This window comes from Rhodovulum visakhapatnamense (genome assembly GCF_004365965.1).
Classification (GTDB): domain Bacteria; phylum Pseudomonadota; class Alphaproteobacteria; order Rhodobacterales; family Rhodobacteraceae; genus Rhodovulum; species Rhodovulum visakhapatnamense.
The window spans coordinates 367,281-393,431 of record NZ_SOEB01000001.1 but is presented as its reverse complement, the minus strand read 5'-3'; the positions used below and the strand labels follow the sequence as shown (position 1 = coordinate 393,431).

Annotated in this window: 27 protein-coding genes and 1 pseudogene; 11 read left to right on the top strand and 17 right to left on the bottom strand. The window is 69.3% G+C overall.

Annotated elements, in window-relative coordinates:
• The coding region (locus EV657_RS01845; RefSeq protein WP_208323199.1) for a transposase at window positions 1-256 on the bottom strand (256 nt) is incomplete at its 3' end.
• A 154-nt stretch (window positions 257-410) separates the two neighbouring features.
• Between EV657_RS01845 and EV657_RS01840 the strand changes: the two are divergent.
• Window positions 411-629: pseudogene (locus EV657_RS01840) on the top strand (formate dehydrogenase); the annotation flags it as partial.
• A 494-nt stretch (window positions 630-1,123) separates the two neighbouring features.
• A complete protein-coding gene (xylB, locus tag EV657_RS01835; RefSeq protein WP_134076947.1) occupies window positions 1,124-2,581 on the top strand; it encodes a xylulokinase in 1,458 nt (485 codons plus the stop codon).
• 12 nt (window positions 2,582-2,593) lie between these two features.
• Here the strand turns inward: xylB and argE are convergent, their stop codons facing one another.
• Both argE and EV657_RS01825 read right to left on the bottom strand, forming a co-directional pair.
• Window positions 2,594-3,754 carry an acetylornithine deacetylase gene (gene argE / locus EV657_RS01830; RefSeq protein WP_134076946.1) on the bottom strand — a complete coding sequence of 387 codons (1,161 nt, stop codon included), beginning with the start codon at window positions 3,752-3,754 and terminating at the stop codon, window positions 2,594-2,596.
• Window positions 3,754-4,965 carry a M24 family metallopeptidase gene (locus tag EV657_RS01825; protein ID WP_134076945.1) on the bottom strand — a complete coding sequence of 404 codons (1,212 nt, stop codon included), beginning with the start codon at window positions 4,963-4,965 and terminating at the stop codon, window positions 3,754-3,756. Before EV657_RS01825 ends, argE begins: the two co-directional genes overlap by 1 nt.
• A gap of 293 nt (window positions 4,966-5,258) precedes the next feature.
• Between EV657_RS01825 and EV657_RS01820 the strand changes: the two genes are divergently transcribed.
• On the top strand, window positions 5,259-6,629 hold the full coding sequence (locus EV657_RS01820; RefSeq protein WP_134076944.1) for an aspartate aminotransferase family protein: 1,371 nt from the start codon (window positions 5,259-5,261) through the stop codon (window positions 6,627-6,629).
• 54 nt (window positions 6,630-6,683) lie between these two features.
• Here EV657_RS01820 and EV657_RS01815 read toward each other — a convergent pair whose 3' ends face one another.
• The gene (locus EV657_RS01815; RefSeq protein WP_134076943.1) at window positions 6,684-7,907 is read right to left on the bottom strand and encodes an MFS transporter; all 1,224 of its coding nucleotides are present in this window, start codon (window positions 7,905-7,907) and stop codon (window positions 6,684-6,686) included.
• Between the two features lie 115 nt (window positions 7,908-8,022).
• Here EV657_RS01815 and EV657_RS01810 point away from each other — a divergent pair, with 115 nt between their 5' ends.
• Together EV657_RS01810 and EV657_RS01805 are read left to right on the top strand one after the other, a co-directional pair.
• Window positions 8,023-8,652 (top strand): DNA-3-methyladenine glycosylase family protein, encoded by a 630-nt coding sequence (locus EV657_RS01810; protein ID WP_134076942.1) that lies wholly within the window; start codon window positions 8,023-8,025, stop codon window positions 8,650-8,652.
• Window positions 8,649-9,323 carry an alpha/beta hydrolase gene (locus EV657_RS01805; protein ID WP_075786294.1) on the top strand — a complete coding sequence of 225 codons (675 nt, stop codon included), beginning with the start codon at window positions 8,649-8,651 and terminating at the stop codon, window positions 9,321-9,323. The genes EV657_RS01810 and EV657_RS01805 overlap by 4 nt, the downstream gene beginning before the upstream one ends.
• A gap of 67 nt (window positions 9,324-9,390) precedes the next feature.
• On the opposite strand, the gene EV657_RS01800 is transcribed toward EV657_RS01805, so the two are convergent.
• The 6 genes from EV657_RS01800 to EV657_RS01775 form a co-directional block, all read right to left on the bottom strand.
• The gene (locus tag EV657_RS01800; protein ID WP_134076941.1) at window positions 9,391-10,563 is read right to left on the bottom strand and encodes a BaiN/RdsA family NAD(P)/FAD-dependent oxidoreductase; all 1,173 of its coding nucleotides are present in this window, start codon (window positions 10,561-10,563) and stop codon (window positions 9,391-9,393) included.
• Window positions 10,564-10,735: 172 nt separating this feature from the next.
• Window positions 10,736-11,347 carry a cytochrome b/b6 domain-containing protein gene (locus EV657_RS01795; protein ID WP_134076940.1) on the bottom strand — a complete coding sequence of 204 codons (612 nt, stop codon included), beginning with the start codon at window positions 11,345-11,347 and terminating at the stop codon, window positions 10,736-10,738.
• Between the two features lie 21 nt (window positions 11,348-11,368).
• Window positions 11,369-11,824: a c-type cytochrome gene (locus tag EV657_RS01790; protein ID WP_075786297.1), complete on the bottom strand. Its 456-nt coding sequence runs from the start codon at window positions 11,822-11,824 to the stop codon at window positions 11,369-11,371.
• A 245-nt stretch (window positions 11,825-12,069) separates the two neighbouring features.
• A complete protein-coding gene (locus EV657_RS01785; RefSeq protein WP_134076939.1) occupies window positions 12,070-12,813 on the bottom strand; it encodes a gamma-glutamyl-gamma-aminobutyrate hydrolase family protein in 744 nt (247 codons plus the stop codon).
• Window positions 12,783-13,802, bottom strand: coding sequence for an amidoligase family protein (locus EV657_RS01780; protein ID WP_134076938.1), 1,020 nt, complete (start codon window positions 13,800-13,802; stop codon window positions 12,783-12,785). The genes EV657_RS01785 and EV657_RS01780 overlap by 31 nt, the downstream gene beginning before the upstream one ends.
• Window positions 13,803-14,042: 240 nt before the next feature.
• Complete coding sequence (locus tag EV657_RS01775) at window positions 14,043-14,366, bottom strand: HesB/IscA family protein (protein WP_165828127.1); 324 nt, start codon at window positions 14,364-14,366, stop codon at window positions 14,043-14,045.
• Between the two features lie 87 nt (window positions 14,367-14,453).
• On the opposite strand from EV657_RS01775, the gene EV657_RS01770 reads away from it, so the two are divergent.
• The 6 genes from EV657_RS01770 to scpB all read left to right on the top strand — a co-directional run bounded on the left by EV657_RS01770 (window position 14,454) and on the right by scpB (window position 20,933).
• Window positions 14,454-15,635, top strand: a complete 1,182-nt coding sequence (locus tag EV657_RS01770; protein ID WP_113669806.1) for a deoxyguanosinetriphosphate triphosphohydrolase — start codon at window positions 14,454-14,456, stop codon at window positions 15,633-15,635.
• A 67-nt stretch (window positions 15,636-15,702) separates the two neighbouring features.
• Window positions 15,703-17,448, top strand: coding sequence for an arginine--tRNA ligase (gene argS / locus EV657_RS01765; RefSeq protein ID WP_134076937.1), 1,746 nt, complete (start codon window positions 15,703-15,705; stop codon window positions 17,446-17,448).
• Between the two features lie 81 nt (window positions 17,449-17,529).
• Window positions 17,530-18,486, top strand: a complete 957-nt coding sequence (locus tag EV657_RS01760) for an SPOR domain-containing protein (RefSeq protein WP_134076936.1) — start codon at window positions 17,530-17,532, stop codon at window positions 18,484-18,486.
• A complete protein-coding gene (gene nagZ, locus EV657_RS01755; protein WP_243837456.1) occupies window positions 18,483-19,499 on the top strand; it encodes a beta-N-acetylhexosaminidase in 1,017 nt (338 codons plus the stop codon). The genes EV657_RS01760 and nagZ overlap by 4 nt, the downstream gene beginning before the upstream one ends.
• Complete coding sequence (locus EV657_RS01750; RefSeq protein ID WP_113669802.1) at window positions 19,492-20,286, top strand: segregation and condensation protein A; 795 nt, start codon at window positions 19,492-19,494, stop codon at window positions 20,284-20,286. Before nagZ ends, EV657_RS01750 begins: the two co-directional genes overlap by 8 nt.
• A complete protein-coding gene (gene scpB, locus EV657_RS01745) occupies window positions 20,286-20,933 on the top strand; it encodes an SMC-Scp complex subunit ScpB (protein ID WP_075786304.1) in 648 nt (215 codons plus the stop codon). Before EV657_RS01750 ends, scpB begins: the two co-directional genes overlap by 1 nt.
• Before the next feature lie 79 nt (window positions 20,934-21,012).
• On the opposite strand, the gene EV657_RS01740 is transcribed toward scpB, so the two are convergent.
• The 7 genes from EV657_RS01740 to EV657_RS01710 all read right to left on the bottom strand — a co-directional run bounded on the left by EV657_RS01740 (window position 21,013) and on the right by EV657_RS01710 (window position 26,140).
• Window positions 21,013-21,264 carry a ribbon-helix-helix domain-containing protein gene (locus tag EV657_RS01740; RefSeq protein WP_134076934.1) on the bottom strand — a complete coding sequence of 84 codons (252 nt, stop codon included), beginning with the start codon at window positions 21,262-21,264 and terminating at the stop codon, window positions 21,013-21,015.
• The gene (locus EV657_RS01735; protein ID WP_134076933.1) at window positions 21,261-21,452 is read right to left on the bottom strand and encodes a DUF4169 family protein; all 192 of its coding nucleotides are present in this window, start codon (window positions 21,450-21,452) and stop codon (window positions 21,261-21,263) included. Before EV657_RS01735 ends, EV657_RS01740 begins: the two co-directional genes overlap by 4 nt.
• A 4-nt stretch (window positions 21,453-21,456) precedes the next feature.
• On the bottom strand, window positions 21,457-22,851 hold the full coding sequence (gene fumC / locus EV657_RS01730; protein WP_075786307.1) for a class II fumarate hydratase: 1,395 nt from the start codon (window positions 22,849-22,851) through the stop codon (window positions 21,457-21,459).
• 90 nt (window positions 22,852-22,941) lie between these two features.
• Window positions 22,942-23,415, bottom strand: a complete 474-nt coding sequence (locus tag EV657_RS01725; protein WP_075786308.1) for an SspB family protein — start codon at window positions 23,413-23,415, stop codon at window positions 22,942-22,944.
• A 206-nt stretch (window positions 23,416-23,621) separates the two neighbouring features.
• Window positions 23,622-24,047 carry a nuclear transport factor 2 family protein gene (locus EV657_RS01720; RefSeq protein ID WP_134076932.1) on the bottom strand — a complete coding sequence of 142 codons (426 nt, stop codon included), beginning with the start codon at window positions 24,045-24,047 and terminating at the stop codon, window positions 23,622-23,624.
• A 159-nt stretch (window positions 24,048-24,206) separates the two neighbouring features.
• Window positions 24,207-25,697, bottom strand: a complete 1,491-nt coding sequence (locus EV657_RS01715) for a tripartite tricarboxylate transporter permease (protein WP_134076931.1) — start codon at window positions 25,695-25,697, stop codon at window positions 24,207-24,209.
• Complete coding sequence (locus tag EV657_RS01710) at window positions 25,694-26,140, bottom strand: tripartite tricarboxylate transporter TctB family protein (RefSeq protein ID WP_166673619.1); 447 nt, start codon at window positions 26,138-26,140, stop codon at window positions 25,694-25,696. Before EV657_RS01710 ends, EV657_RS01715 begins: the two co-directional genes overlap by 4 nt.
• Window positions 26,141-26,151 lie beyond the last annotated feature (11 nt).

Here is a 26,151-nt window from a genome sequence, read left to right as displayed (position 1 = left end):
TCTGCCTCCGGAAGAGCGTCGGGCAGTCCGGAACCGGCCAATCGGGCCCGGCCAGGCGCAGGAGGCTCGCGACCATCCCGGCGGTCTGCCTGAGCTGCGGCTTGACCAGCACCCCGATCGACAGGCAGAACCGGATTGCCGCATCCGAGAAGACCGGCGGGCGTCCTGGACGGCCCTTATGCGGCGCGTGCCACGCCATCTTCTTGTCCCGCCGGACCATCAGAGCCCCGCGCTTGCGCAGCGCAGCCCTCGCCATCGGGTCCGAACCGGATGGCGCCGCGATGGCTCGACAGGCGGACCGGGTCGCCGTGCGGTGGCGGGCGGGTTCGGGCTTGCTCGTCCCATCCGTCCAACCGCGGGGAGTCGTGGTGTGAATCCTTCACGGCGGGCGTTCTGCAACAATGCCCCATGGAGGTCCCGAAGAGGATATGTCGGATGCCGAGTTCCGCGAATGCGGCCGGAACCGGATCGCCGGGGACAAGCTGCCGATCTGGGCCGGGATGTGCGCGACCAAGGCGGTGTTGGCGGGCGACGGCGACGACGTTTCGGCGATCTGCCGCGTGCGGGGCGTCGTGTGCGGCTTTGGATCGGGCGCCTGGGGCACCGCCTGCGAGAAGACCGGGACCTGAGCGAACCACCCACGGCCGGGGGGCGCGGGTCCGTCGCGCCTTCAGCTTCAAGGCGACGCGCGCGGCCCGGCCGGGCCTGACAGCAAGGGGGATTGCGGATGAGAGCTGACCGGCTTTGCCGGGCGCTGCTGCCGATGCCGGGCATTCTGGCCGCCACCGCCCCCCTTTCCGCCACTGAGGCCGCAGCCGATCGACGACAGCGACCGCGCGGTCCATGCGCGCCGGGCGGGACCCGGCGCATGGGCGAACCCGGGGGCTTTGCCTTTTCCGACGGGACCGAGGTCGATCTGTCAGGCCAGGCGCGCCCGGCCGTTGCCCATGGGTGACGGTCGCTCGTGGGCTGCGGGCGGTAACTGTCGCCGCGCCCCGGGCGAGGCCGGGATCGATCCGGTGGCCGGGGACGGCGGCCCCGACCGGGCGCGCCGTGCTGGAAAGCCCTGCCACGGGCGGCTAGGCTGCGCCCGGGACAGGACGCGGCAAGAGGGAGGCACGGCATGGGCGGGGCGCTGGGACTGGATCTGGGGACCTCGGGGCTGCGCGCCCTGCTGATCGACGCGGCAGGGCAGCCGGTCGGCGCGTCCGAGCGCGCCTGTGGGGTCGCGCATCCCCATCCGGGCTGGTCCGAACAGGACCCGGCCGACTGGATCGCGGCGCTTGAGGCCGTGATGGCCGATCTGGCGGCCCGCTTTCCCGAAGCGATGGCGCGCGTGCGCGGCATCGGCGTCTCGGGGCATATGCACGGGGCCACGCTGCTCGATGCGGCGATGACCCCGATCCGGCCCTGCATCCTCTGGAACGACACCCGCAGCCATGCCGAGGCGGCACGGCTCGACGCGCTGCCGGGGATGCGCGAGACCTCGGGCAATATCGTCTTTCCGGGCTTTACCGCGCCCAAGCTCGACTGGGTGCGCCGCCACGAACCCGAGGCCTTCGCGCGGGTGGCCAAGGTACTGCTGCCCGCGGCCTTCCTGAACCTCTATCTGACCGGCCGGGCGGTCGCCGACATGTCCGACAGCGCCGGAACCTCGTGGTTCGACACCGGGCGCCGCGACTGGTCGGATGCGCTGCTGGAGGCCGGGCACATGCGCCGCGACCAGATGCCCGAACTGGTCGAGGGCTCGGACCCGGCGGGCACGCTGCGCCCCGAGCTGGCCGCGCGCTGGGGCATTGCGCCCGGTGCCGTGGTCGCGGGCGGCGCGGGCGACAACGCGGCCGCGGCCTGCGGCACCGGCGCACTGGCCGAGGGGCAGGGCTTCGTGTCGCTCGGGACCTCGGGCGTGCTGCTGGCCGCACGGGACGGCTACCGGCCCGACCCGGGCAACGCGCTGCATACCTTCTGCCATGCGGTGCCGGGGCGGTGGTACCAGATGGGGGTGATCCTGTCGGCGACCGACAGTCTGAACTGGCTTTCGCGGATCTCGGGCCAGAGCCCGGCCGACCTGACCCGTGCCCTGGGCGAGGCGTTGAAGGCGCCGGGGCGGGTGCGCTTCCTGCCCTATCTGTCGGGCGAGCGCACGCCCCATAACGATGCGGCGATCCGCGGCGCCTTCACCGGGCTCGGGGCCGAGACCGGGCTGCCGGATCTCACGCGCGCGGTGCTGGAGGGCGTGGCCTTCGCGCTGCGCGACTGCGCCGAGGCGCTGCGGGGTGCGGGGGCGGATCTGGGCCATCTGCTGGCGATCGGCGGCGGGGCGCGGTCGGACTACTGGCTGCGGCTGATCGCGACGGTGCTGGGCGTGCCCTTGCAGGTGCCGGCCGGGGGCGAGCTTGGCGCAGCCCTCGGGGCCGCGCGTCTGGGCCGGGTGGCGGCCAGCGGGGCCGCGCCCGAAACCGAGATGACCCCGCCTGCCATTGCCCGCACCGTGGCGCCCGAGCCCGCGCTGGCCGACGCTTTCGACGAGGCCTATCGAGGCTTCCGCGCGGCCTATCCCGGGCTGAAGGCGATCCAGTAAGGCCGGGCGTGGTCAGGCGGTCAGCACGCCTGCAAGACCTTCCAGCATCGCCAGGCATTGGGCCAGCTGCTTGCGGCTGACATATTCGTCGGGCTTGTGCGCCTGGGCGATGGACCCCGGGCCGCAGACCGCGGCGGCGCAGCCAAGGCTCTGGAAAAGCCCCGCCTCGGTCGAGAAGGGCACCGCCTCGGCCCGGCTCTGGCCGGTCAGCCCGGCCAGAAGCGCGCGCGCCGCGCTGTGGGGCATCGGCTCGAGCCCGACCACCTCGCCCACCACATGGGTCCGGATATCGGCCTCTGGGGCGACGGCGCGCATCGCGGGCAGAAGCGACGCCACCTCGCAGGCCATGGCCGCCTTGGCATGGGCGATGTCGTCGGCCTGCACGGGCCGCATCTCCCAGGCGATCTCGGCCCGGCCGGGGATGACGTTATGCACATGCCCGCCCGAGATCCGGCCCAGATTGATCGTGGTCCAGGGCGGCTCGAACGGGCTGTCCTCGGGGGCGCGGGCCTTCAGCTCGTCGGCCAGTGCCAGCAGCCGCGCGGCATAGCGCACCGCCGCCTCGGCCGCGTTGACGCCCGCGGGCGGGTTCGACCCGTGCCCCTCGCGGCCGTGAAATTCGACCGTGTATTCGCAGCAGCCCTTGTGCGCCTCGACGATGCGCATCTCGGTCGGCTCGCCGACGATGGCGATGCCCGGGCGCAGGTCGCGCGCGGCCAGCTCGGCCACCAGCGCCTGGCCGCCCAGACAGCCGACCTCCTCGTCATGGGTAAAGGCGAAATGCAGCGGCCGTTTCAGGTCGAGCCCGGCATACACCGGCGCCATGGCCAGGCAGGCGGCGATGAACCCCTTCATGTCGCAGGTGCCGCGCCCGTAAAGCCGCCCACTGGCCTCGTGCAGGGTGAACGGGTCTGTCGACCAGTCCTGATCGGCGACCGGCACCACGTCGGTATGGCCCGACAACACGATGCCGCCATCGGTGTTGCGCGGCCCCAGCGTTGCGAAGAGGTTCGCCTTGTGCCCGGTCGCGTCGTGAAAAAGGTCCACCCGCGCGCCCAGATCGCCCAGAAGCGCGGCGATATGGACGATCATTTCAAGGTTCGAGTCCGACGAGACGGTGGGGAAGGCCACCAGATCGGCGAGGATCGCGCAGGTATCGTCAAGCCGGGTCATCAGGGTTTCACATAGAGCTTGCGCGGGCGGTTGCACAGGGTCTCGGCCGGGCCGTCCTCGCGGATCAGGATCGACTCGGTGATCTCGAGCCCCCAGTTCTCCATCCAGAGGCCCGGCATGAAATGGAAGGTCATGCCCGGCTCCAGCAGGGTGTCGTCCTCCTCGCGCAGCGAGATCGTGCGCTCGCCCCAGTCGGGCGGATAGCTGAGCCCCACCGGATAGCCGCAGCGCGCGCCGCGCCGGATGCCCGCCCGTTCCAAGGGCGCGGCCAGCGCATTGGCGATGTCGCAGGCGCGGTTGCCGGCCTTCGCGGCCCAGAGCCCGGCCTCGATCCCCTCGATCAGCGCGGCTTCGGCGGCGCGCATGTAATCGGGCGGCTCGCCCAGGAAGATCGTCCGGCAGAAGGGCGCGTGATAGCGCCGGTAACAGCCCGAGATTTCGAAGAAGGTGGCCTCGCCGCTTTCGAAGGGCCGTCCGTCCCAGGTCAGATGCGAGGCCGAGGCATCCTTGCCCGAGGGCAGAAGCGGCACGATGGCCGGATAGTCGCCCCAGTCGCCATTGCCCGCCAGCGCGTCGCGGTAAAGATCGGCCACCAGTTCGTTCTTGGGCAGGCCCGGCTCGATCCGGTCCAGAACCCCGTCGATCATCCGTTCGGAAATCGAGGCGGCGCGGCGCATGAAGTCGAGTTCCTCGTCGGACTTGACCGTGCGCTGCCAGTTCACCAGAGCGGTTGCATCGACCAGATACGCCTCGGGCAGGGCATCGCGCAGCGTCACATAAGCCTTGGCCGAGAAATAGTAATTCTCCATCTCGACCCCGATCCGCCGGGCGCCATAGCCCAGATCGCGCAGAAGCTCGGCCAGGTTCTGCATCGGGTGGCGTTCGGTCGACTGCACATAGGCGTCGGAATAATGGGTGATATGCGCGCCCGCCATCCAGACCGTGCGCACCGCGCCGTTCGCGTCCATCTGGCGGCCCCACCACATCGGGTCGGCGTCGTGAAAGACCAGAACCCCCTGATGCACATAGAACGACCAGCCGTCATAACCCGTCAGCCAGGCCATGTTCGAGGGGTCCTCGACAAAGAGGATGTCGATGCCCTTTTCCGCCATCGCCCGGCGCACCAGCCCCAGCCGCCGCCCGTATTCGGGCAGGGAAAAGGGCGCGCGGCCCTCGGCGGCATAGCCGAACTGGACGATTTCTTCGGTCATGGGCGGATGGCTCCTCGCGGCAGGCCGCCGCCGGACGGGCCGGGGCGGAGAGGGGAAGGGGGGCGATGCGCCCGATCAGACAGAAGCCGGTTTTCCCCGTCAAGGGCCGAGCCTTGGCGCCCCCCGGCAACACATGACCGACGGCGCGTTCTGCCGCCTTTCCGGGCGGCGGGGTAGAGACCCGGTCCCGCTTGGGGTAGGGATGGGACGAGTGGGGGCCACGCATGCCCCGGACCGAAACGCATCGGCCGTCCGCGCCTGCGGCGCCGGTGCCGGAAGAAAGGACACCGCGTATGCTGAAAAACGACATGCTCGAACAGTGGGATCGGGAGAGCTTTTTCCACCCCTCCACCCATCTGGCGCAGTTCGCGCGCGGCGAGGCCCCGGAACGGGTGATCGCAGGCGGGCAGGGCGTCTTCATCGAGGATCGCGACGGCACGCGCCTGCTGGACGCCTTCGCCGGGCTTTACTGCGTGAATGTGGGCTACGGGCGAACCGAGATCGCCGAGGCCATCGCCGAACAGGCGCGCCAGCTGTCCTACTACCACGCCTATGTGGGCCACGGCACCGAGGCCTCGATCACGCTGGCCAAGATGGTCATGGACCGCGCGCCCGACCACATGTCCAAGGTCTATTTCGGGCTTGGCGGATCGGATGCCAACGAGACCAACATCAAGCTTGTCTGGTATTACAACAACGTGCTCGGCCGGCCCGAAAAGAAGAAGATCGTCAGCCGCTGGCGGGGCTATCACGGCTCGGGGCTGATGACGGGGTCGCTGACGGGGCTTGCGGGCTTCCACAACAAGTTCGACCTGCCGCTGGCGCCGATCCTGCATACCGAGGCGCCCTATTACTTCCGCCGCCCCGATCTCGACATGACCGAGGCCGATTTCGTCGCCCATTGCGCGGCCGAGCTGGAGGCGCTGATCGCGCGTGAAGGCGCTGACACCATCGCCGCCTTCATCGGCGAGCCGGTGCTGGGCACGGGCGGCATCGTGCCGCCGCCCGCAGGCTATTGGGACGCGATCCAGCCGATCCTGCAAAAGCACGACATCCTGCTGATCGTCGATGAGGTCGTCACCGGCTTCGGCCGTCTGGGCGAGATGTTCGGGTCACTGAAATACGGGCTGAAACCGGATCTCATCACCATCGCCAAGGGCCTGACCTCGGCCTATGCGCCGCTGTCGGGGTCGATCGTGTCGGACCGGATGTGGACGGTTCTGGAACAGGGCACCGATGAATTCGGCCCCATCGGCCATGGCTGGACCTATTCCGCCCATCCCATCGGCGCCGCGGCCGGTGTCGCCAACCTCAAGCTGATCGACGATCTGGGGCTGGTGAAGAACGCGGCCGAGACGGGCGGCTATTTCGTCACTGCGATGCAGACCGCGCTGAGCGAGCACGCCCATGTCGGCGACATTCGCGGCGAGGGGATGCTGTGTGCGGTCGAGCTGGTCGAGGACAAGGGCTCGCGGACCTTCTACGACCCGCCGGGCAAGGTCGCGGGCGCCGTGGTGGCCGCGATGCTGAAAGAGGGCGTGATCGCCCGGGCGATGCCGCAGGGCGACATCGTCGGCTTTGCCCCGCCGCTGTGCCTGACCCGCGACGAGGCCGACCGGGTGGTCGACGTGACCGCGCGCGCCGTCGCCTCGGTCCTGGGGTAGTCCACTTTCGATGCCCACATCCGGTCCCGCCAAGGGGGCCGGATGCGGGCGGCCTCAGGTCTCGTCCTTCGGGCGCAGGGTCAGCCAGATCAGCGCGCCGCCCGCAAGCGCCAGGAACGGCACCATGGCCATGTTGACGGCCATCCAGCCCTCTTGCGCCGAGCTGGCCGAACAGTTCATCAGCCCGCCCGAGGCCAGCGAGGCCAGGGTGACGCCGCCGAAGACGAGGATATCGTTCATCCCCTGCACGGCGCCGCGCTCTTCGGGTCCGTGGGACTGCGCCAGCATCGCGGTCGCGCCGATAAAGCCGAAATTCCAGCCGATCCCCAGAAGGATCAGCGTCATCAGAAAGCTCTCGATCTCGACGCCGGTCAGCGCCACGGCACCCGCAGCGGCGAGGATCGCAAGCCCCAGCGCCACAATGGGCCGGGCGCCGAAGCGGGCGATCAGATGGCCGGTGAAGAAGCTGGGCACATACATCGCCAGCACATGGGCGGTGACGATATCGGCGGCGGTGCCGGTGTCGAAGCCGCAGCCCACGACCGCCAGCGGGGTCGAGGTCATCACCAGGTTCATCAGCGCATAGGACACCATCCCGCAGATGATGGCGACGGCGATGGCGGGATCGCGCAGCAGATCGGCCCGGCTCCGGCCCCGGTGATGCGCCGGATCGTGCGGCGGCGGGCGCGGGATGTCGAGAAAGGCAAACAGCAGGACGCCCGACAGGTTGATGCCGATGGCGACCAGATAGGTCCCGAGAAACGGGATCACCATCGCCTCGGCCGTCACCTTCACCAGTTGCGGCCCGAGGATCGCGGCCACCAGCCCGCCCGCCAGCACGTAGGAAATTGCCTTGGGCTGGAACGTGCCCTCGGCGGTGTCGGCGGCGGCGAAGCGGTAAAAGCCCTGCGCCGACATATAAAGCCCGGTCAGCAACGACCCGGCGAGGAAAAGCCCGAAGGACCCCTGATACAGCCCCAGTGCCGCGATGCCCGCGCCAGCCGCCCCACCGGCGATGCCCAGCAGGAACCCGGCCCGCCGCCCGGCGCGCTGCATGAAGCCCGACAGCGGCCCCGCCGACAGCATGGACCCCAGCACGATCAGCGAAATCGGCAGTGTCGCGAGACAGGGATTGGGCGCAAGCGTCTGCCCGGCCAGCCCGCCCACGGTGAAGATCATCGACATCTGCGCCCCCAGAAACGCCTGGGCCAGCACCAGAACGGTCACATTGCGCCGGGCGCGCCTGCTTTCGCGGGAGGGGGCGATATCCATGGTCATGGCCTCTGACCTAGCGCGGCGGCGTAAAGGGGGGAAGCCGCTATTTCGGCGACGTGCCGGGGCGCGGACGGGATGGCTCTTGGCGGGCGCGGCGCGCGGGCCTATCGTCCGGTCCATGGTGGGACGGATCATCGAAACCGAGGCCTGCGTGGCCGAAGGCGCGGCGCATCTTGTGGCGGTCGAGCCGCGCTTTGCCCAGGCGCTGGCGCTGACCGGGCCGCTGCCCTTGCGCCGCCGCAAGGACGGGTTCGAGGCGCTGTTGTCGGCCATCGTCAGCCAGCAGGTCTCGGTCGCGGCGGCCGATGCGATCTGGACCCGGATGAAGACCGCGCGGCTGACCGGCCCGCGCAAGATCCTGTGGGCCAGCGACGAGGATCTGCGCGCCTGCGGGCTCTCGCGCCAGAAGATCCGTTATGCGCGCGCGCTGGCGGGGGCGGGCATCGACTTTGTCGCGCTGCGCACCGAACCCACCGAAGAGGTCATCGCCACGCTGGTCGCGGTTCCCGGCATCGGTCGCTGGACCGCCGAGATCTACGCGATGTTCTCGCTTGGCCGGGCCGATGTCTTCGCGCCCGCCGATCTCGCGCTGCAGGAATCGGCGCGGCTTCTGTTCGACCTGCCCGACCGGCCCGGCGAACGCGCCCTGCGTCAGTTGGCCGAGCCCTGGGCGCCGTGGCGGGCCGTTGCGGCGCGGGCGCTTTGGGCCTACTACCGGGTGGCCAAGGACAGGGAGGGGATCAGGTGACACGGGTGCTTGAATCGGGGCGCGCGGGTGCGGCCAGGGGCCGGACCGACCGTCTGGTGATCTTCCTGCACGGCTATGGCGCGAACGGGGCCGATCTGCTGGGGCTCGCACAGCCGCTGGGGCCGCATATGCCGGGCACGGCCTTTCTGGCCCCCGATGCGCCCGAGCGCTGCGAAGGTGTGCCCTTCGGCTTTCAGTGGTTCCCGATCCCCTGGATCGACGGCTCGTCCGAGGAACAAAGCGAAGCGGGCATGCGGCGCGCGGTCGACGACCTCAATGCCTGGCTCGACGCGGTGCTGGAAGAAGAAGGCGTCGCGCCCGAAAACGTCATTCTCTTCGGCTTTTCCCAGGGCACGATGATGGCGCTGCATGTCGCCCCGCGCCGTCCCGCGCCCGTCGCGGGCGTGGTGGGCTTTTCGGGCCGGTTGCTGGCGCCCGAGACGCTGGAGGACGAAGCCGTCTCGCGCCCGCCGGTTCTGCTGGTGCATGGCGATGCGGATGACGTGGTGCCCGTCGAATCCCTGCCCGAAGCCGGCAATGCGCTGAGCGGCGCGGGCTTCGAGGTCTATGCCCATGTGATGAAGGGCACGGGCCACGGCATCGCCCCCGACGGGCTGTCGGTCGCGCTGGCCTTCATGCGCGAGCGGCTGGGGATCGACGGGCTCGACTAGCCCGCCGGTTCCTCAGGTCGGCCGGGCGTCTCCGGGCGTCAGCCGACGACCCGGCCCGGCGCCGCGATCAGCTTCGGCACCGGGCGGCGATGGCCTCGCCTGCGGCCCGGGCCGAGGACCAGGCCCATTGGAAATTGTAGCCGCCCAGCCAGCCCGTGACATCGACCGCCTCGCCGATGGCGTAAAGCCCGGGAACGGCCGTGGCCTCCATGGTGCGCGAGGACAGCCCGGCGGTCGAAATGCCGCCCGCGGTCACCTCGGCCTTGGCATAGCCCTCGGTGCCGGTCGGGAAGAGCGTAAGACCGCCAAGTGCGGCGGCGGCGCGGTCGATCTCGGCATCGGAGGTGTTTCCAAGCTCGGTCCCGAACCCGATCCGGGCGGCCATCGCCTCGGCCAGCCGGTTCGGAAGCATCTCGCTCAGCGCGGCGCGGAGCCGGGCGCGGGGGGCCTTGTGCCGTGCCGCGCGCAGGCGCCCGGCCGCGTTCTCGACCAGCGTCAGCGTCACCGGCGCGCCGGGTGTCCAGTAGGACGAGACCTGCAGGATGGCCGGGCCGGACAGGCCGCGATGGGTGAAAAGCGCGGCCTCGGTAAAACTGGCCGTGCCGACCCGCGCCGTCACGGGACAGGACAGCCCCGAAATGCCCGTCAGGTCCTGCGCATCGGGGCCCAGCGTCAGCGGCACCAGCGCGGGTCTGGGCGGCACGATCCCCAGCCCGAAGCGCCGGGCGATGTCATAGGCGATGCCGGTCGCGCCCATCTTGGGGATCGAGGGGCCGCCGGTGGCCAGAACCAGCTGCGGCGCCGTGGCGCCCGCCACGCGAAAGAGCCCGTCGCCATGGCCGATCTCGCCGATCGGGGTCGAGAGCCGGATCTCGACCCCGCCGCGGGCGCATTCGTCCAGCAGCATGGTCACGATCTGCCGGGCCGAGCCGTCGCAGAACAGCTGCCCCAGGGTCTTTTCGTGCCAGGCGATCCTGTGGCGCTCGACCAGCGCGAGGAAATCCCATTGGGTATAGCGGGCCAGGGCCGATTTGGCGAAATGCGGGTTCTCTGCCAGGTAATTGCCGGGGCCCGCGCCGGTATTGGTGAAATTGCAGCGCCCGCCGCCCGAGATCAGGATCTTCTTTCCGGCCGCCTCGGCGTGGTCGAGCAGAAGCACGCGCGCCCCCGCCTGTCCGGCGGTGGCCGCCGCCAGAAGGCCGGCAGCCCCGGCTCCGAGGATGATCGCATCGTAAGTCATGCCGGTCCTCTAAGCCGCCCGGCCGGAGGGGAAAAGGACGAAATGAAGGGGGCGGGGGCGGCCTTGGGGCGACCTTGGGGCGGATGCCGGGCTTGCGGGACGGTCGATCCGGGGACGGCGGAAAGCGCGCCGCTCCGGGGCCTCGGCGAGGCCCCGGGCGCGTAGCTGTCGTTCAGAGATCCTTGCGGACGGTCTTCTTGCCGGTGATCATGGGCGTCACCAGGTTTTCGCCCTTCCACTTGGAATAGAAGGCGATGGCCGCGACGTGCAGCGCCACGAGCCCCAGCACCACCCAGCCCATCTGGATGTGGAATTTCAGCGCGGCGCGGGTGGTTTCGGAACCGACGTATTTCGCCAGCGGGCCGACATTGATGTAGTCGTCGGGGTCGACGAAAAGGCCCGATCCCGCCTGCAGCAGCAGCGCGCCCAGCAGGATGAAGACGAAAAGCCCGCCCACCGGGTTATGCCCCGGCCAGTAGGACGGTTTCCGGCGGAACATCCCGAAGACGTATTTCAGGATGGAGAAGGGACCGTAGGCGAAGCTTGAGAACCGGGCATGCTCGGGGCCCCAGAGGCCCCAGAGCAGCCGGAACGCCAGAAGGCCAAGCACCGCATAGCCGAACCAGAAATGCAGGGTCATCTGGTCGGGGCCGAAATGCCCCAGGCCCCAGGCCGCGATGACAGAGATCGTCAAGGCCCATTTGAAGAGGCGCAGGAGCGGGTCCCAGATCCGGACGGTCTGCAGGGTTTCGGTGTCGGCGGGGGCGGTGCTTGTATCCTTCATGGTGCGATCCTCAGGTCAGTCTCAGTGCTTGGCGCGGTAGTCGTCGTGGCAGCCCTTGCAGGTGCCGCCGACTTGCTGCACGCCCTTGGCCAGTTCGCCCTTGTCGAGCCCGGCGACCTCGTTGAGGTTTTCGACCGCCTTCACGAAGGCCATGCCTTTTTCCTGAACGCCGGCCATGTCTTCCCAGATCTTCGGCAGCGCATCGGTGCGGCCGGGCATGTCGGCATTCGAGGTGCCGGGCATGTAGAGATGGCCGACATTGTAGCGGGTGAGGGTCAGCATGTTGTCGGCCGCGGTCTGCGCCTTGGCCCCGTCATAGTCGGTCTCGCCTTTGACCATCGACACGAGGGTGCCCATGTTGGCGCCGAGCAGACTGTAATAGCCTTGGCGGGCCTCGACGACGTCGTCCTTCACGTCGGCCGCCGAGGCCGCCAGCGGCAGCGCGGCCAGAGCGGCGGTCAGAAGAATCTTGTGCATTGCAGGTCTCCGTCCTGGGTTGCGGGTTTGGCTCATGTTCGCGCGCCGGTCTCTATAACGTGGAGCCGCGGATTTTCCGTTGCCAAAACCACGTCATTTTTCACAGAGGCCCTGTGCCGGAATGCGGTATTGCGCTGCGGGCCTCAGAACATATATCACCAAGTTGTCTTTTCTCGCCAGGTCTCTTCCTGCACCGCTGCACCGCCGCGTCCAGTGTCGCCCGGACGGTCGCTTTTCTGGCCGATCTAGTCCAGTCTCGCCTGTTCCAGAAACCTGTCGACGGCCTTCCATTGGCCGCGGGCGCCGCGCATCGCCGACGCCGCCGCGACCAGGGCCGCGAAGATCGCGCGCTGACGGCGGGCATAGAACAGATGTTCGGGGTGCCACTGGACCCCCAGGGCAAAGGGATCGCGGCGCCGCTCGACCGCCTGGATCATGCCGCCCCGGTCGCGCGCCGCGACCTCGAGATGCTCGCCGAGCCGCGCCACGGCTTGTGAATGCAGCGCGTTGACCCGCATCGGGCGGGGGCCTGCGATCTGCGCCAGCCGGGTGCCGGGCAGGACGGTCACCGCCTTGCGCGGCAGGACGGTCCAGACCCGTTTCGAGGCGGTATAGGTGCCATAGGCGTCCTGGTCGAGCGTGCCGCCGAGCGCGACGTTCAGCATCTGCGCGCCGCGGCAGATCCCCAGAACCGGCTTGCCGCGGGCGATGGCGGCCTCGACCAGGCGCCGTTCCAGCGCGTCCCGCGCCGGGTCGAGCCGGGCCGAGGTCACCAGCTGCATGCCGTAGAGATCGGGCGAGATGTCGTCGCCGCCGCCGATGATCAGCCCGTCGACCCCGTCGATATCGGCGCTGCGCCCGGTGCCCCAGCGCACCCCGCGCCCGCCCGCAAGCCAGAGGTTGAAGGCCACCAGCGGGAACACACGCCATCCCGAGCGGGACGAGGTGGTCACCGCGATCAGCGGCCGGTCGTGGCGTCCGAACCGCATGCGCCGTCCCAAAGCTCCAGCCCGCAGAGAACCCGGTCGAGATGGTCGAACCAGTCCGACCGGGTGGTGGTCAGCGCCGCCCGGTAGTCGAGCCAGTCGGCGGCCAGCCCTTCCAGCGCGGCGGTGTCGGCGGCCAGCCGCTCGACCATCACCCAGCGGTTCCATTCATAGGCCAGCCGCCAGCCGGGTTCGTCGATCCGGCAATCGGGCAGGCGGTAATGGAAGGTGGGCCGCGCCCCGACCGCGTCGGCGCCGGGGCCAAGCGCCTGGGCCACCCGGTCGCCCGCGAGATGGGCAAGGCAGGGCAGCATGTCGAGCCCGCGGTTGCGGGTCGGCGTCTCGGCCAGATAGGCGTCGACGAAGTCGTCCCGCGACCAGCCGCGCCCGGCTGCGGCCAGCCGGTCGACGAAGCTGCGCGGATAGGGATCGACAAAGGGCAGAAGCCGCCGCGACGGGTCGATCGGGTCGGCCTTGCGCAGCCAGTCCTCGATCAGCGCGAAGGCCCGGACGACGGGCACCAGATCGGCGGCTTCGGGGCTGGCGATCTCGGGGTTCAGATGCAGCCCGAACCCGAGAAACATCCCCTCGCGGCTGCCCTGCGCACCCGCCGCGCGCAGCGCCCCGCGCAGCCGGTCCGCCTCGGGCAGCTGCTCGGGCGACAGGGGCGGGGTCACCACCTCGACCGGGACCACGGCGCGGCCAAGCTGCAACCCCAGATCGGCCAGGGCGCTGCCGGCCTTGTCGCGGAAGGCGGTGTCGAGGCAGATCGAGACCGCGCCCCAGCCGGTGGTGTCGACCTCGAGGTCATGGGCGGCGATCTCGCGCACCTTGCCGCCCAGCGTGCGCGAAACGACCTCGGCGGCCTCGGCCTCGGTCAGCCCGCCGAACTCGATCTCGATCCCGGCCCGCCGCGCCTGCCCGACGCGGGTCTCGCGCGGGCAGAGCGGCAGGAACCTGTCGCGCGGCACAAGTTGGGTGATGCCGTCCATATCCGCCTTTCGGTGTCGTCCCGACCTGCCGGGCGCCTCAAGTCAAGTCCCGGCCTGCCGGGCGCCCCAAGTCAAGTCCCGGCCTGCCGGGCGCCTCAAGTCAAGTCCCGGCCTGCCGGGCGCCCCAAGTCAAGTCCCGGCCTGCCGGGCGCCTCAAGTCAAGTCCCGACCTGCCGGGCGCCTCAAGTCAAGTCCCAGCCTGCCGGGCGCGCCGGATCAGACCCCGACGCGCGGGACGGGTCAGATCGAGAACGAGGTGCCGCAGCCGCAGGAGCTGGTGGCGTTCGGATTGTCGATCACGAATTTGGCGCCGATCAGCTCGCGGGTAAAGTCGATGGTCGCGTTCTGCAGAAACGGCAGCGATACCGAATCGACCACGACCTTTTCGCCCGCGCCCTCCAGCACCAGATCGTCCTCGGCGGGCGCATCCAGCGTGATTGAATATTGGAAACCCGAACAGCCGCCCCCCTCGACGGCGATCCGGAGCGCCTTGCCCTGTCTGGCGGCGCCGATTTCGGACAGGCGCGCATAGGCGCGCTCGGTAACCGTGGGCGGAAGCGTCAGGTCCATCTTGCGCGAATTCCCTCATGTCAATTCCGGTCCCCAGTGAATATATGACCCCACCTGACGGGAACAAGCGACGGAGCAGAGATGCTGGCGCCTTTTGCATGCAGACCTTCCGAAAGCCGCGGCCGGCTTTCCCCCGAGGAGGAAAGCGCCTTCCGGTCCTGCTTTCAGCGCGACCGCGACCGGATCATCCACTGTTCCGCCTTCCGGCGGCTGATGCACAAGACCCAGGTTTTCGTGGTCCATGAGGGCGACAGCTTCCGCACCCGGCTGACCCATACGATCGAGGTGGGGCAGGTGGCGCGGACCATGGCGAACGCGCTGGGGCTGAACGTGGAACTGGCCGAGGCGGTGGCGCTGGCCCACGATCTGGGCCACACCCCCTTCGGCCATACCGGCGAGGACGCGCTGGCCGCGCTGATGGCGCCCTATGGCGGCTTCGATCACAATGCGCAGGCGATCCGCATCGTCACCCGGCTGGAACGGCATTACGCCGATTTCGACGGGCTGAACCTGACCTGGGAGACGCTGGAAGGCATCGCCAAGCATAACGGGCCGGTGCCGCGCCCGCTGCCCTATGCGCTGGCCGAATACGACGCGCGCCACGACCTGGAACTTCACACCCATGCCAGCGCCGAGGCCCAGGTCGCGGCCATTGCCGACGACGTGGCCTACAACAATCACGACCTGCATGACGGGTTGCGGGCGGGGCTGTTCACCGACGAGGAACTCGCGGGGCTGCCGATCCTTGCCGACTGCTTCGCCGAGGTCGACGCGGCCTATCCCTCGCTCGATCCCAAGCGGCGGCGGCACGAGGCGCTGCGGCGGTTCTTCGGGGTGCTGGTCAGCGACGTGATCGACGGCGCGCGGGCCACGCTGGCCGGGGCCGCGCCCGGTTCGGCCGCCGAGGTGCGCGCGCTGGGGCGTCCGGTGATCGGCTTCTCGCCCGCGCTTTTCGCCGCGCTGCGCGAGATCCGCACCTTCCTGTTCCACCGCATGTATCGCGCGCCCCCGGTGGTGAAGATGCGGGCCGAGGTCACGAAGATCGTGCAGGACCTGTTTCCGCTTTATCTGGGCGATCCGGCGCTCTTGCCTGCCAAGTGGCGCGAGGATGTGGCGGCCGCGCCCGACGAGACGACGCTGGCGCGGATCGTGGCCGATTACATCGCGGGCATGACCGACCGTTTCGCGATGGAAGAACATGCGCGGCTGATCGGCCCGACCGTCAAGTCCGGCCCGGTCCCGCCCGGGCACGAGCACGCGTGAGCGGCCGCGCCCGTTGACCCCGCGCGCGTCCGTGATAAACCGCTCGCCAGCCGGAAAGGGACCGACCATGAACCTCTTCAACGATCTGCGCGCGCTGGTGATCGACTGTCTGGACGCGATGGCCGCCGCGGGCGAGCTGCCCGCGGGGCTCGACACCTCCAACGTCGCGGTCGAGCCGCCGCGCGATGCCGCCCATGGCGACATGGCGACCAATGCCGCGATGGTGCTGGCCAAACCCGCCGGACAGAAGCCGCGCGACATCGCCGAGAAACTGGCCGCGCGGCTGGCCGCCGACCCACGCATCGCCACCGCCGAAGTGGCGGGCCCGGGGTTCCTGAACCTGCGGCTTGCACCTGCGGTCTGGCAGGGGCTGGTCGCGACGGTGCTGGGGCAGGGGGCCGATTTCGGCCGTTCGGACATCGGTCAGGGCCAGAAGGTCAATGTCGAATTCGTCTCGGCCAACCCCACCGGCCCGATGCATGTGGGCCATGTCCGGGGCGCCGTGGTGGGCGATGCGCTGGCGAGCCTGCTCGACTTTGCCGGCTGGGAGGTCACCCGCGAATATTACATCAACGACGGCGGCGCGCAGGTCGATGTGCTGGCGCGCTCGGCCTATGAGCGTTACCGCGAGGCCAACGGGCTTGAACCCGAGATCCGCGAGGGGCTGTATCCGGGCGATTACCTGATCCCGGTCGGCGCGGCGCTGAAGGAAAAATACGGGGCGAGCCTTCTCGACAAGGGAGAAGAGGACTGGCTGGCCGAGATCCGCGAGTTTGCCACCGGCATGATGATGGACATGATCCGCGAGGATCTGGCCGCCCTCGGCGTCACGATGGACGTCTTCTCGTCGGAAAAGGCACTGTACGGCACCGGCAAGATCGAGGCGGCGCTGGACCGGCTGAAAGGCATGGGCCTGATCTACGAGGGCGTTCTGGAACCGCCGAAGGGCAAGACCCCCGAAGACTGGGAACCGCGCGAACAGACGCTGTTCCGTTCGACCGCCCATGGCGACGACGTGGACCGGCCGGTGATGAAGTCGGACGGCTCCTGGACCTATTTCGCCCCCGACATCGCCTATCACTTCGACAAGGTCGAGCGCGGCTTCGACCAGCTGATCGACATCTTCGGCGCCGATCATGGCGGCTATGTCAAGCGGATGAAAGCGGCCGTCGCGGCTCTGTCCGGGGGCCGGGTGCCGCTCGACATCAAGCTGATCCAGCTGGTCAAGCTCTGGAAGAACGGCGAACCCTTCAAGATGTCCAAGCGCGCGGGCACCTATGTCACGCTGCGCGACGTGGTCGAGCAGGTGGGCCGCGACGTGACCCGCTTCGTCATGCTGACCCGCAAGAACGACGCGCCGCTGGATTTCGATTTCGACAAGGTGCTGGAACAGTCCAAGGACAACCCGGTCTTCTACGTGCAATACGCCCATGCCCGGGTGTGTTCGGTGCTGCGCAAGGCCGCCGAGGCGGGCATTGCCACAGACGACGCGACGCTGGCTGCCGCCGATCTGACGAAGCTCGACCACGAGGCCGAGATCGCGGTGGCGAAGAAGCTCGCGGAATGGCCGCGCCTGATCGAGATCGCCGCGCGCACCAACGAACCGCACCGGGTCGCGTTCTACCTGTACGAACTGGCCTCGGATCTGCACGCGCTCTGGAACCGCGGTAACGAACTGCCCGAATTGCGCTTCCTGCAGGAGGGCGACGCGGCCACAAGTCAAGCCAAAATCGCATTGGCCCGATCCGTGGCCGTTGTCATTTCCGCCGGTCTTGGTATTCTTGGCGTTACTCCGGTCGAGGAAATGCGCTGAAAAACAAGGCGCAATCCGTCCGGAGCGGCACAGGCAAGAACCAGAACCGGGCAGCCAAGCGCGCCTGGAAACGAGGCGGCAATGGCGGAAATCGATTTCAACGCAATGCGCGGGTCGGGGGGGCATGATGCCCCGCCCTCTCCGAAAACGATCCTGAACTGGGCCGGCGGTCTTGTCTCGCTGACCCTGATGGCGGGGCTTGTGACCTGGGGCTACCAGGTCGTCATGCGCGATGTCAGCGGGGTGCCGGTGATCCGCGCCCTCGAAGGGCCGATGCGGATCGCGCCCGACGATCCGGGCGGGCGGCAGGCCGAACATCAGGGGCTTGCGGTCAACCGCGTGGCCGCCTTGGGCGAGGCCGGACCGCCGGCCGACATGCTGCAACTGGCCCCGGCGCCGGTCGATCTGGCGGGCGACGACCGCCCGGTGATCGCGCCGCCGCCCGCCGAGGCGGCCGCCTATGCTGCGGCCGACGAGGCCGCGCCGATCCTCGCCTCGGTCGGGGGGGCCGCGACGCCGGTGCCCGATGCCGATGGCGGCGCGCTCTTTGAGGGCGACGACCTGTCCGCCGCGGCCGGTCCGGCCGCCGAAACGCTGGCTGCGGACGATGTCGAGGGGGCGACCGAGGCCGCTCTGCCGCTGCCCGCGGGGGCGTTGCGCCAGTCTCCGCGCCCGAGGACCCGCCCGCAGGAGGACTTTGCCGCCCGCGCCGCCATTGCCGCCGCCCGGGCCGCGATGACCGCGCCTGTCGCGACCGAGATCGCCGCCGAGAGCGTCGCGGTGGGGACAGCTCTGGTCCAGCTGGGTGCTTTCGACAGCGGCGACGAGGCGCGCGCGGTCTGGGACAGCCTCGCGAGCCAGCGCCGGTTCTCGGGCTTCTTCACCGACAAGACCCGGGTGATCCAGACCGTCGACCGCGGCGGCAAGACCTTCTTCCGGCTGCGCGCCTCTGGCTTTGCCGACATGGCGGCAGCCCGGCGGTTCTGCGCGGCGGTCTCGGCCGAGGGCGCGGATTGCATCCCGGTGGTGGCCCGGTGAATCACGGGGTCGGGGCCTTCATCGCCGGCTGTTCCGGCCCTTCTCTGACCCCGACCGAACGGGCCTTCTTTGCCCGGACCCGGCCCTTCGGGTTCATCCTCTTCGCCCGCAATATCGACGAGCCCGAGCAGGTCCGCAGCCTGACCCGCGATCTGCGGCAGGCGGTGGGCCGCAAGGCGCCGATCCTGATCGACCAGGAAGGCGGCCGGGTGCAGCGGCTGCGCCCGCCCCACTGGCGTCCCTGGGCGCCCGCGCTGGACCAGATCGCCGTTGCGGGCCCGGCCCATGCGGCGCGGTCGATGTATCTGCGCGCGCGGCTGATTGCCTTCGAGCTGTCGATGCTGGGCATTGACGTCGACTGTGCCCCGGTTGCCGATATCGCCCGGCCCGAAACCCATGACATCCTGAAGAACCGCTGTTACGGGACCGAGCCCAAATCGGTGATCGCCTGTGCCAAGGCGACGGCAGAGGGGCTGCTGGAGGGCGGCGTGCTGCCCGTGATCAAGCATATCCCCGGCCATGGCCGCGCCACCGCCGACAGCCATCTGCACCTGCCGCGGGTGAAGGCCAACTGGACCGCGCTGGAAGTGACCGACTTCGCCGTCTTCCAGGCGCTGGCGGGGATGCCGATGGCGATGACCGCGCATGTGGTCTATGACGCCATCGACCCCGATCTGCCTGCCACGATCTCGCCCAGGGCCATCGCGATGATCCGGCGCGGCATCGGCTTCGGCGGCTTCCTGATGTCGGACGACGTGTCGATGAAGGCGCTGAGCGGCACCATCGCCGAACGCTCCCGCGCCTCGATCCAGGCGGGCTGCGACGCGGTGCTGCACTGCAATGGCGATCTGGCCGAGATGGAAGAGGTGGCCGAGGCCAGCGGCACGCTGACGGGCGCCGCCGCCGACCGGGCGGCCCGCGCGCTGGCCCGCCGTCGCCCGCCCCAGCCGATCGACGTGACCGCTGTCGCCGGGGAGCTTTACGGGATTCTGGGAAAGGCCGCCCATGGCTGAGGGCCATGATCCCGAAACCGCCGACACGCCCGACGCCATCGCCGCGCGGCAGGCCGCCGAGGCGCTGATCGTCGATGTCGACGGCTTCGAGGGGCCGCTTGACATGCTGCTGATGCTGGCCCGGACCCAGAAGGTCGACCTTCGCAGGATTTCGGTGCTGCATCTGGCCGAACAGTATCTGGCCTTTGTCGAGACCGCGAAAAGCCTGCGGATCGAGCTTGCCGCCGATTATCTGGTGATGGCGGCCTGGCTGGCCTTCCTGAAATCGCGGCTGCTGCTGCCGCCCGACCCGACCGAGGACGGCCCCTCGGCCGAGGATCTGGCCGCGCACCTCGCCTTCCAGCTGGAACGGCTCGAGGCGATGCGGGGCGTTGCCGCCCGGCTGATGGCGCGCGACCGGAAGGGGCGCGACTTCTTCGGGCGCGGCATCCCCGAAGGGGTGGAACGGGTGCGGCGGGTGCAATACACTGCGACGCTGCTGGATCTGATGCAGGCCTATGCCCGGATCCGCACCAAGGACGACTTCCGGCCCTATGTGCTGGACCGGGACGCGATCTACACCATGGAAGAGGCGCTGGAGCGGATGCGGGGGCTGATCGGCTATGCGGGCGACTGGGTGGACCTTGTCACCTGGCTGCCGGAAGGCTGGCACGCCGATCCGGCCCGCCGCCGGTCCGCGACCGCCGCGCATTTCGCGGCCTCGCTCGAACTGGTCAAGCAGGGCCAGCTGGAACTGCGCCAGTCGGGCACCTTCGAGCCGATCCAGATCCGGCGGAAACCGCACTGATGCCCCAGCCCGACGGCCCGGAAGACGACGAAGAGGGCAGCCTCTTCGAGGCGCCGCCGCTCGGCGAGCAGGAACGCATGGTCGAGGCGATCCTTTTTGCCTCGGCCGAGCCGGTGCGGGTGGCCGACATGAACGCCCGCATGCCCCATGGCTGCGATGCCGCCCGAGCGCTGGAGGCGCTGCGCCGCCGCTATGAGGGGCGGGGGGTGCATCTGGTGCGGGTGGGCGAGTCCTGGGCCTTCCGCACCGCGCCCGATCTGGGCTTCCTGATGCAGAAGGAAACGGTCGAGCTGCGCAAGCTGTCGCGCGCGGCCATCGAGACCCTGGCGATCATCGCCTATCATCAGCCAGTCACCCGTGCCGAGATCGAGGAGATCCGGGGCGTTTCGGTCAGCCGGGGCACGGTCGACCAGTTGCTGGAGCTGGAATGGATCCGCTTCGGCCGCCGCCGGATGTCGCCCGGCCGCCCGGTGACCTATGTGGTGACCGAGACCTTCCTCGATCATTTCGGGCTGGAAAGCGCCCGCGACCTGCCGGGGCTGCGCGATCTGCGCGCCGCGGGCCTTCTGGACAGCCGCCCGATGCCCGGCACCGAGGAGGACGACACCGACGACGCGCAGGGCGACATGTTCGAGGACGAAAGCTGAGCCGCAGGTCGGCGCCCGGCGCCGGGTCGGGCTCGGCCCCCAGACCTGCTTGCGCCAGAGACGTGCCGCGCCAGTTGCCCTAGCGGTCGCGATCCCGGTCGCGATCCCGATCCAGGGCGCGGCGGAAATGGGTCAGCACATGCACGCGCAGCGCCGAGGCCAGCCCGACATCGAGCCCCCGGCTTTCGTCGATCTCGGCGGCGAGCGCGTTGATGGCGATCCCGCGTTCGGCCGCGATCTCGCGCAGCGCGCGCCAGAATTCATCCTCCAGCGACACCGAGGTCCGGTGCCCCTTCAGCGTCAGCGACCGCTTGACCGGCCGCCCGCTCATGCCTCGTCGTCCGGGGTCCGCTTGTGGCCGTCAAGGGCGGCGCGGGCGCGGGCGGCATCAAGCTCTTCCCGCGCCTTCTGCCCCTTGGTCCGGCCGAACCGGGCGGCGTTCTCGTCGGCCTCTGCCTTCTTCGCCGCCCGCTCGCGGGCCTTGCGCGCCTGACGCAGGTTGACCACGCCGCCCGTCATCGGGTCAGTCCTTCGGACCGATCATGTCTTCGGGCCGGACGATCCGGTCGAAGGTCTCGCCATCGACGAAGCCCAGCGCGATGGCCTCTTCGCGCAGCGTCGTGCCGTTCTTGTGCGCGGTCTTGGCGACCTTGGTGGCGTTGTCATAGCCGATGGTCGGTGCCAGCGCCGTCACCAGCATCAGGCTTTCCTTCATCAGCTTCTCGATCCGCGCGGTATTGGCCTTGGTGCCCACCACCATGTTGTCGGTGAAGGACCCCGCCGCGTCGCCCAGAAGCTGCATCGACTGCAACACGTTGTAGGACATCATCGGGTTGTAGACGTTCAGCTCGAAATGGCCCTGGCTGCCGGCAAAGCCCACCGCCGCGTCATTGCCCATGACATGGGCGCAGACCATGGTCAGCGCCTCGGCCTGGGTCGGGTTGACCTTGCCCGGCATGATCGAGGACCCGGGCTCGTTTTCCGGCAGGATCAGCTCGCCCAGACCAGAGCGCGGGCCAGAGCCCAGCAGCCGCATGTCGTTGGCGATCTTGAAGAGCGACGCCGCCACCGTCTTCAGCGCGCCCGAGAACATCACCATGGCGTCATGCGCGGCCAGCGCCTCGAACTTGTTCTCGGCGGTGACGAAGGGCAGGCCGGTGATCTCGGCGATCTCGGCCGCGACGCGGGTGTCCCAGCCCTTCTTCGTGTTCAGCCCGGTGCCGACGGCGGTGCCGCCCTGGGCGAGTTCATAGATGTCGGGCAGGCAGGCCTTGATCCGGGCGATGCCCTTCTCGACCTGCCGGGCATAGCCCGAGAATTCCTGGCCCAGCGTCAGCGGCGTCGCATCCTGGGTATGGGTTCGGCCGATCTTGATGATCGCGGCGAATTCGTCCGACTTGGCGGTCAGCGCCTCATGCAGCTTTTCCAGCCCCGGCAGCAGCACGTCGCGGGCGGTCATGCCGATGGCCACATGCATCGCGGTCGGGAAGGTGTCGTTCGAGGACTGCCCCATGTTGCAGTGATCGTTCGGGTGCACCGGGTCCTTCGAGCCCTTGACGCCGCCCAGCATCTCGATCGCGCGGTTCGAGATCACCTCGTTGGCGTTCATGTTCGACTGGGTGCCGGACCCGGTCTGCCACACGACCAGCGGGAAGTTGTCGTCGAACCTGCCGTCGATCACCTCCTGCGCGGCGGCAACGATGGCCTCGCCCAGCTTGGGGTCGAGCCCGCCCTGGGCCATGTTGACCCGCGCGCAGGCCTTCTTGATGACGCCGAGCGCGCGAATGATCGCGACCGGCTGGCGTTCCCAGCCGATCGGGAAATTCTGGATCGAACGCTGGGTCTGGGCGCCCCAGTACTTGTCGGCGGGCACGTCGAGGGGGCCGAAGCTGTCGGTCTCGGTGCGGGTTTCGGTCATCGCAATCCTCCGGTCGAATTCGGTCCAGCTAATAGGCCGGGCCGGGCTCCGGAGCAATGCCCCCGACCCGGCAGGATCATCCGGGCGGGCCTATTTGCGGAACTTGTCGAGGCTGACCACCTGCGCCTCGCCGGGACCGGCAGTGCCGTCATGGGGTGCGGGGCTCGGCTGTTCGGGGCCGTCGTCGTCCTCGTCCTCATCCTCGTCGCTGTCCTGGGTCTCGAACCTCAGTCCGAACTCGACCGAGGGATCGACGAAGGTGCGGATCGCATCGAAGGGAATGTAAAGCGGCTCGGGGCTGTCGCCGAAATTCAGCGTGACCGAGAACCCGTCCTCGTCGACCGACAGATGGTCGTACCAGTGCTGCAGCACGACGGTGATTTCCGTCGGATAGCGCTGGCGCAGCCAGTCGGCCATCTGCGCCTCGGGATGAGTCGTGTCGAAGGTGATGAAGAAATGGTGGTCTCCGGGCAGACCGTCGGCAGCGACATCCGACAGCACCGTGCGGATCAGACCCCGCATGGCGGCATGCATCAGATTGCCATACTCGATCCGGTCGGACATCGCGGTGATACCTCTGGGTTGTGTTGCGCCCAGCATAGGGGATTCGACGGGCAGGGGAAGGGGGCGGATGCAATTGCCCTGGAACCCGCGCCCCGGAGAGCCCCGGAGAGTCGCAGAGCGGCGCGGGTGCGGCCCTGTCAGGTGGCCGGGACGTCCGGGCAAGACTGTCCCGGCGCAGGCCGTGCGGTGGCCGGCCGGGGCGGGCCTCAGACCAGCCGCTGACCGGTCATGCCCAGTTCCAGCGCGTCCTTCGGCAAAAGCCCGAGCTGCAGGAAAAGCCCGAGGAAATCCAGAGAGTTGTAGGCCTCGGCCACCTTGTCGCCCTCAAAGCGCAGCATGACCTGGCCGATCAGCCGGATCGGCTGCCCGTCACTCGGGCGCCGGGCCTCGAGCTCGATCAGCGCGGACAGCCAGTCGCCCGATTCGATCACCTTGGCCAGACGGAAGGACGGCTCGTCGACCAGATGCATCATCGCCTGGGCGAAGACGCTGAGATCGCCCGGGGTGACGGCAAGGCCCGGGAGCAGGCCCTGTTCCTGAAGATCGGGGGTGAACAGCGTCCCGACGGCGTCGAGGTCGCCTTCGAGATAGACCCTGCGATACCACTGTTCCAGACGTGCAGCCCGGTCCATGTCGCCTCCTTCTGATGGCTCTTCGGGCCGGTCGGGGTGGGGGAACAGCCCGGCCTCGTGCCCCCGATTTCTGCGCCTGAAACCTTATCATGCCGTTAAGAGCAGCGGGCGGCGCGGGCAAGGGTTTGAAAAAGAGCGGTTTTGCGGCGCGGCTCGGGCTCAGCGGGCGCGCCGCCGCCGCCAGGCCTGCACCAGCGACAGGGCCAGCAGCCCGACCGTCGCCAGCACGAAGCCCGCGGCGATGGGGCGGTCGAGAAAGATCATCGGATCGCCCCGCCCGATCAGCAGGGCGCGGCGCAGGTTGGTCTCGATCAGCGGGCCGAGAACGAAGCCCAGCAGCAGAAGCGCCGGGCTGAAGCGCGCCAGCGCCAGCAGGTAGCCCGCAAGCCCGATGGCCGCGACCGCCAGGATGTCGAACGAGAGGCCCCGCACCGAATAGACCCCGAGGCACAGGAAGATCAGGATCGCGGGGTAAAGCCAGCGGAACGGGATGCGCAGCATCGCCACCCAGATCCCGATCAGGGGCAGGTTCAGCACCAGCAGCAGCAGATTGCCGATGCCGAAGCTCGCGACCAGCCCCCAGAACATCTCGGGGCGGGCCTCCAGCATCATCGGCCCCGGCTGCACCCCGTGAATGACCAGCGCCCCCAGCATCAGCGCCATGATCGGATCGCCCGGAATGCCCAGCGTCAGCGTCGGCACGAAGGCCGAGATCGCGGCGGCGTTATTGGCCGATTCAGGCGCCGAGACGCCCTCGATGGCGCCCTCGCCAAACCGTTCGGGGCGACGCGACACCCGGCGTTCCAGCGCATAGGCCAGAAAGGACGACAGCGTCGAACCGGTGCCGGGCAGGGCGCCGAAGAAGCTGCCAAGCGCGCTGCCGCGCAGCATCGGCCCCGGCAGCCGTTTCAGGTCGTCGCGCCGGGGCAGAAGCTGGCGGCCGCCGATCTTTCCGGTCACGCCCTGCCGGTCCGGGTCGCGCACATTCGCGATCACCTCGGCCACGCCGAAAAGACCCATCGCCAGCGCCACCAGATTGATGCCGTCCAGAAGCTCGGTCCGGCCGAAGGTGAACCGCTGCACCCCCGAATTGACATCGGTGCCGACGCAGCCCAGCAGCAGGCCCAGCACCACCATGGCAAAGCCCTTGGCCGGGCTGGACGACCCGATGGTCGAGGCGGCGACCAGCCCGAGGATCATCATCGCGGCATAGTCCGCCGCGCCGAAAGCCGTGGCCGCGTGCGACAGCCACCCCGCCAGCGTCACCAGCACCGCGATGCCGATCATCGACCCCGCAAAGGACGAGGCCATGGCCGTGAACAGCGCGACGCCCGCCCGGCCCTGCCGCGCCAGCGGATAGCCGTCAAGCGAGGTCACCGCCGATTGCGGCGTTCCGGGCAGGCGCATCAGGATCGAGGCGACCGACCCGCCATATTGCGCGCCGTAATAGACCCCCGCCAGCATGATCAGCGCCGCTTCGGGGGTGATGTAATAGGTGATCGGCAGCAGCAGCGAAATCGCCGCCATCGCCCCGATGCCGGGCAGCACGCCGACGAAGGTGCCCAGCACCACGCCAATCACGCAATAGATCAGCACCGCGGGCTGCAACGCGAACCCGATGCCGTAAAGCAGCCCCTCCCAGGTCGTCATGGCAGGCGCGGCCAGAGGGGCAGGCTCATCCGAAGCCCGAGCCCGAAGACCAGCACCGTCAGCAGCGCGATGGCCGCCGCCAGCGCCAGCCGCCAGCCCCAGCCCGGACGCGGCGCCGCAAGCGAGGCGACCAGCACCGCCGCCGCCGTCGCGGCCACAAGACCGATCCGGAAAAGCCCGAGCCCGAAGACGAGGATCGCGGCCAGCACGGCAAGGGCTGCCAGCGGCTCGATGCCGGGCGCGTCCGACCGGCGGCGCAGCGCGGGCAGGGCGACAACAAGGCCAAGCACGGTCAGAAGCCCGCCGAGGACGGCGGGAAAGAACCCAGGCCCCATCCGGCGCAGGGTGCCGATGTCATACTGCGCAAGCGCCCAGCCCGCCGCCGCCGCGCCAATCGCGGCGAGGGCGAGACCGCCCAGGATATCGGGCCAGTCCCTGTGCATCGGGTCCCTGT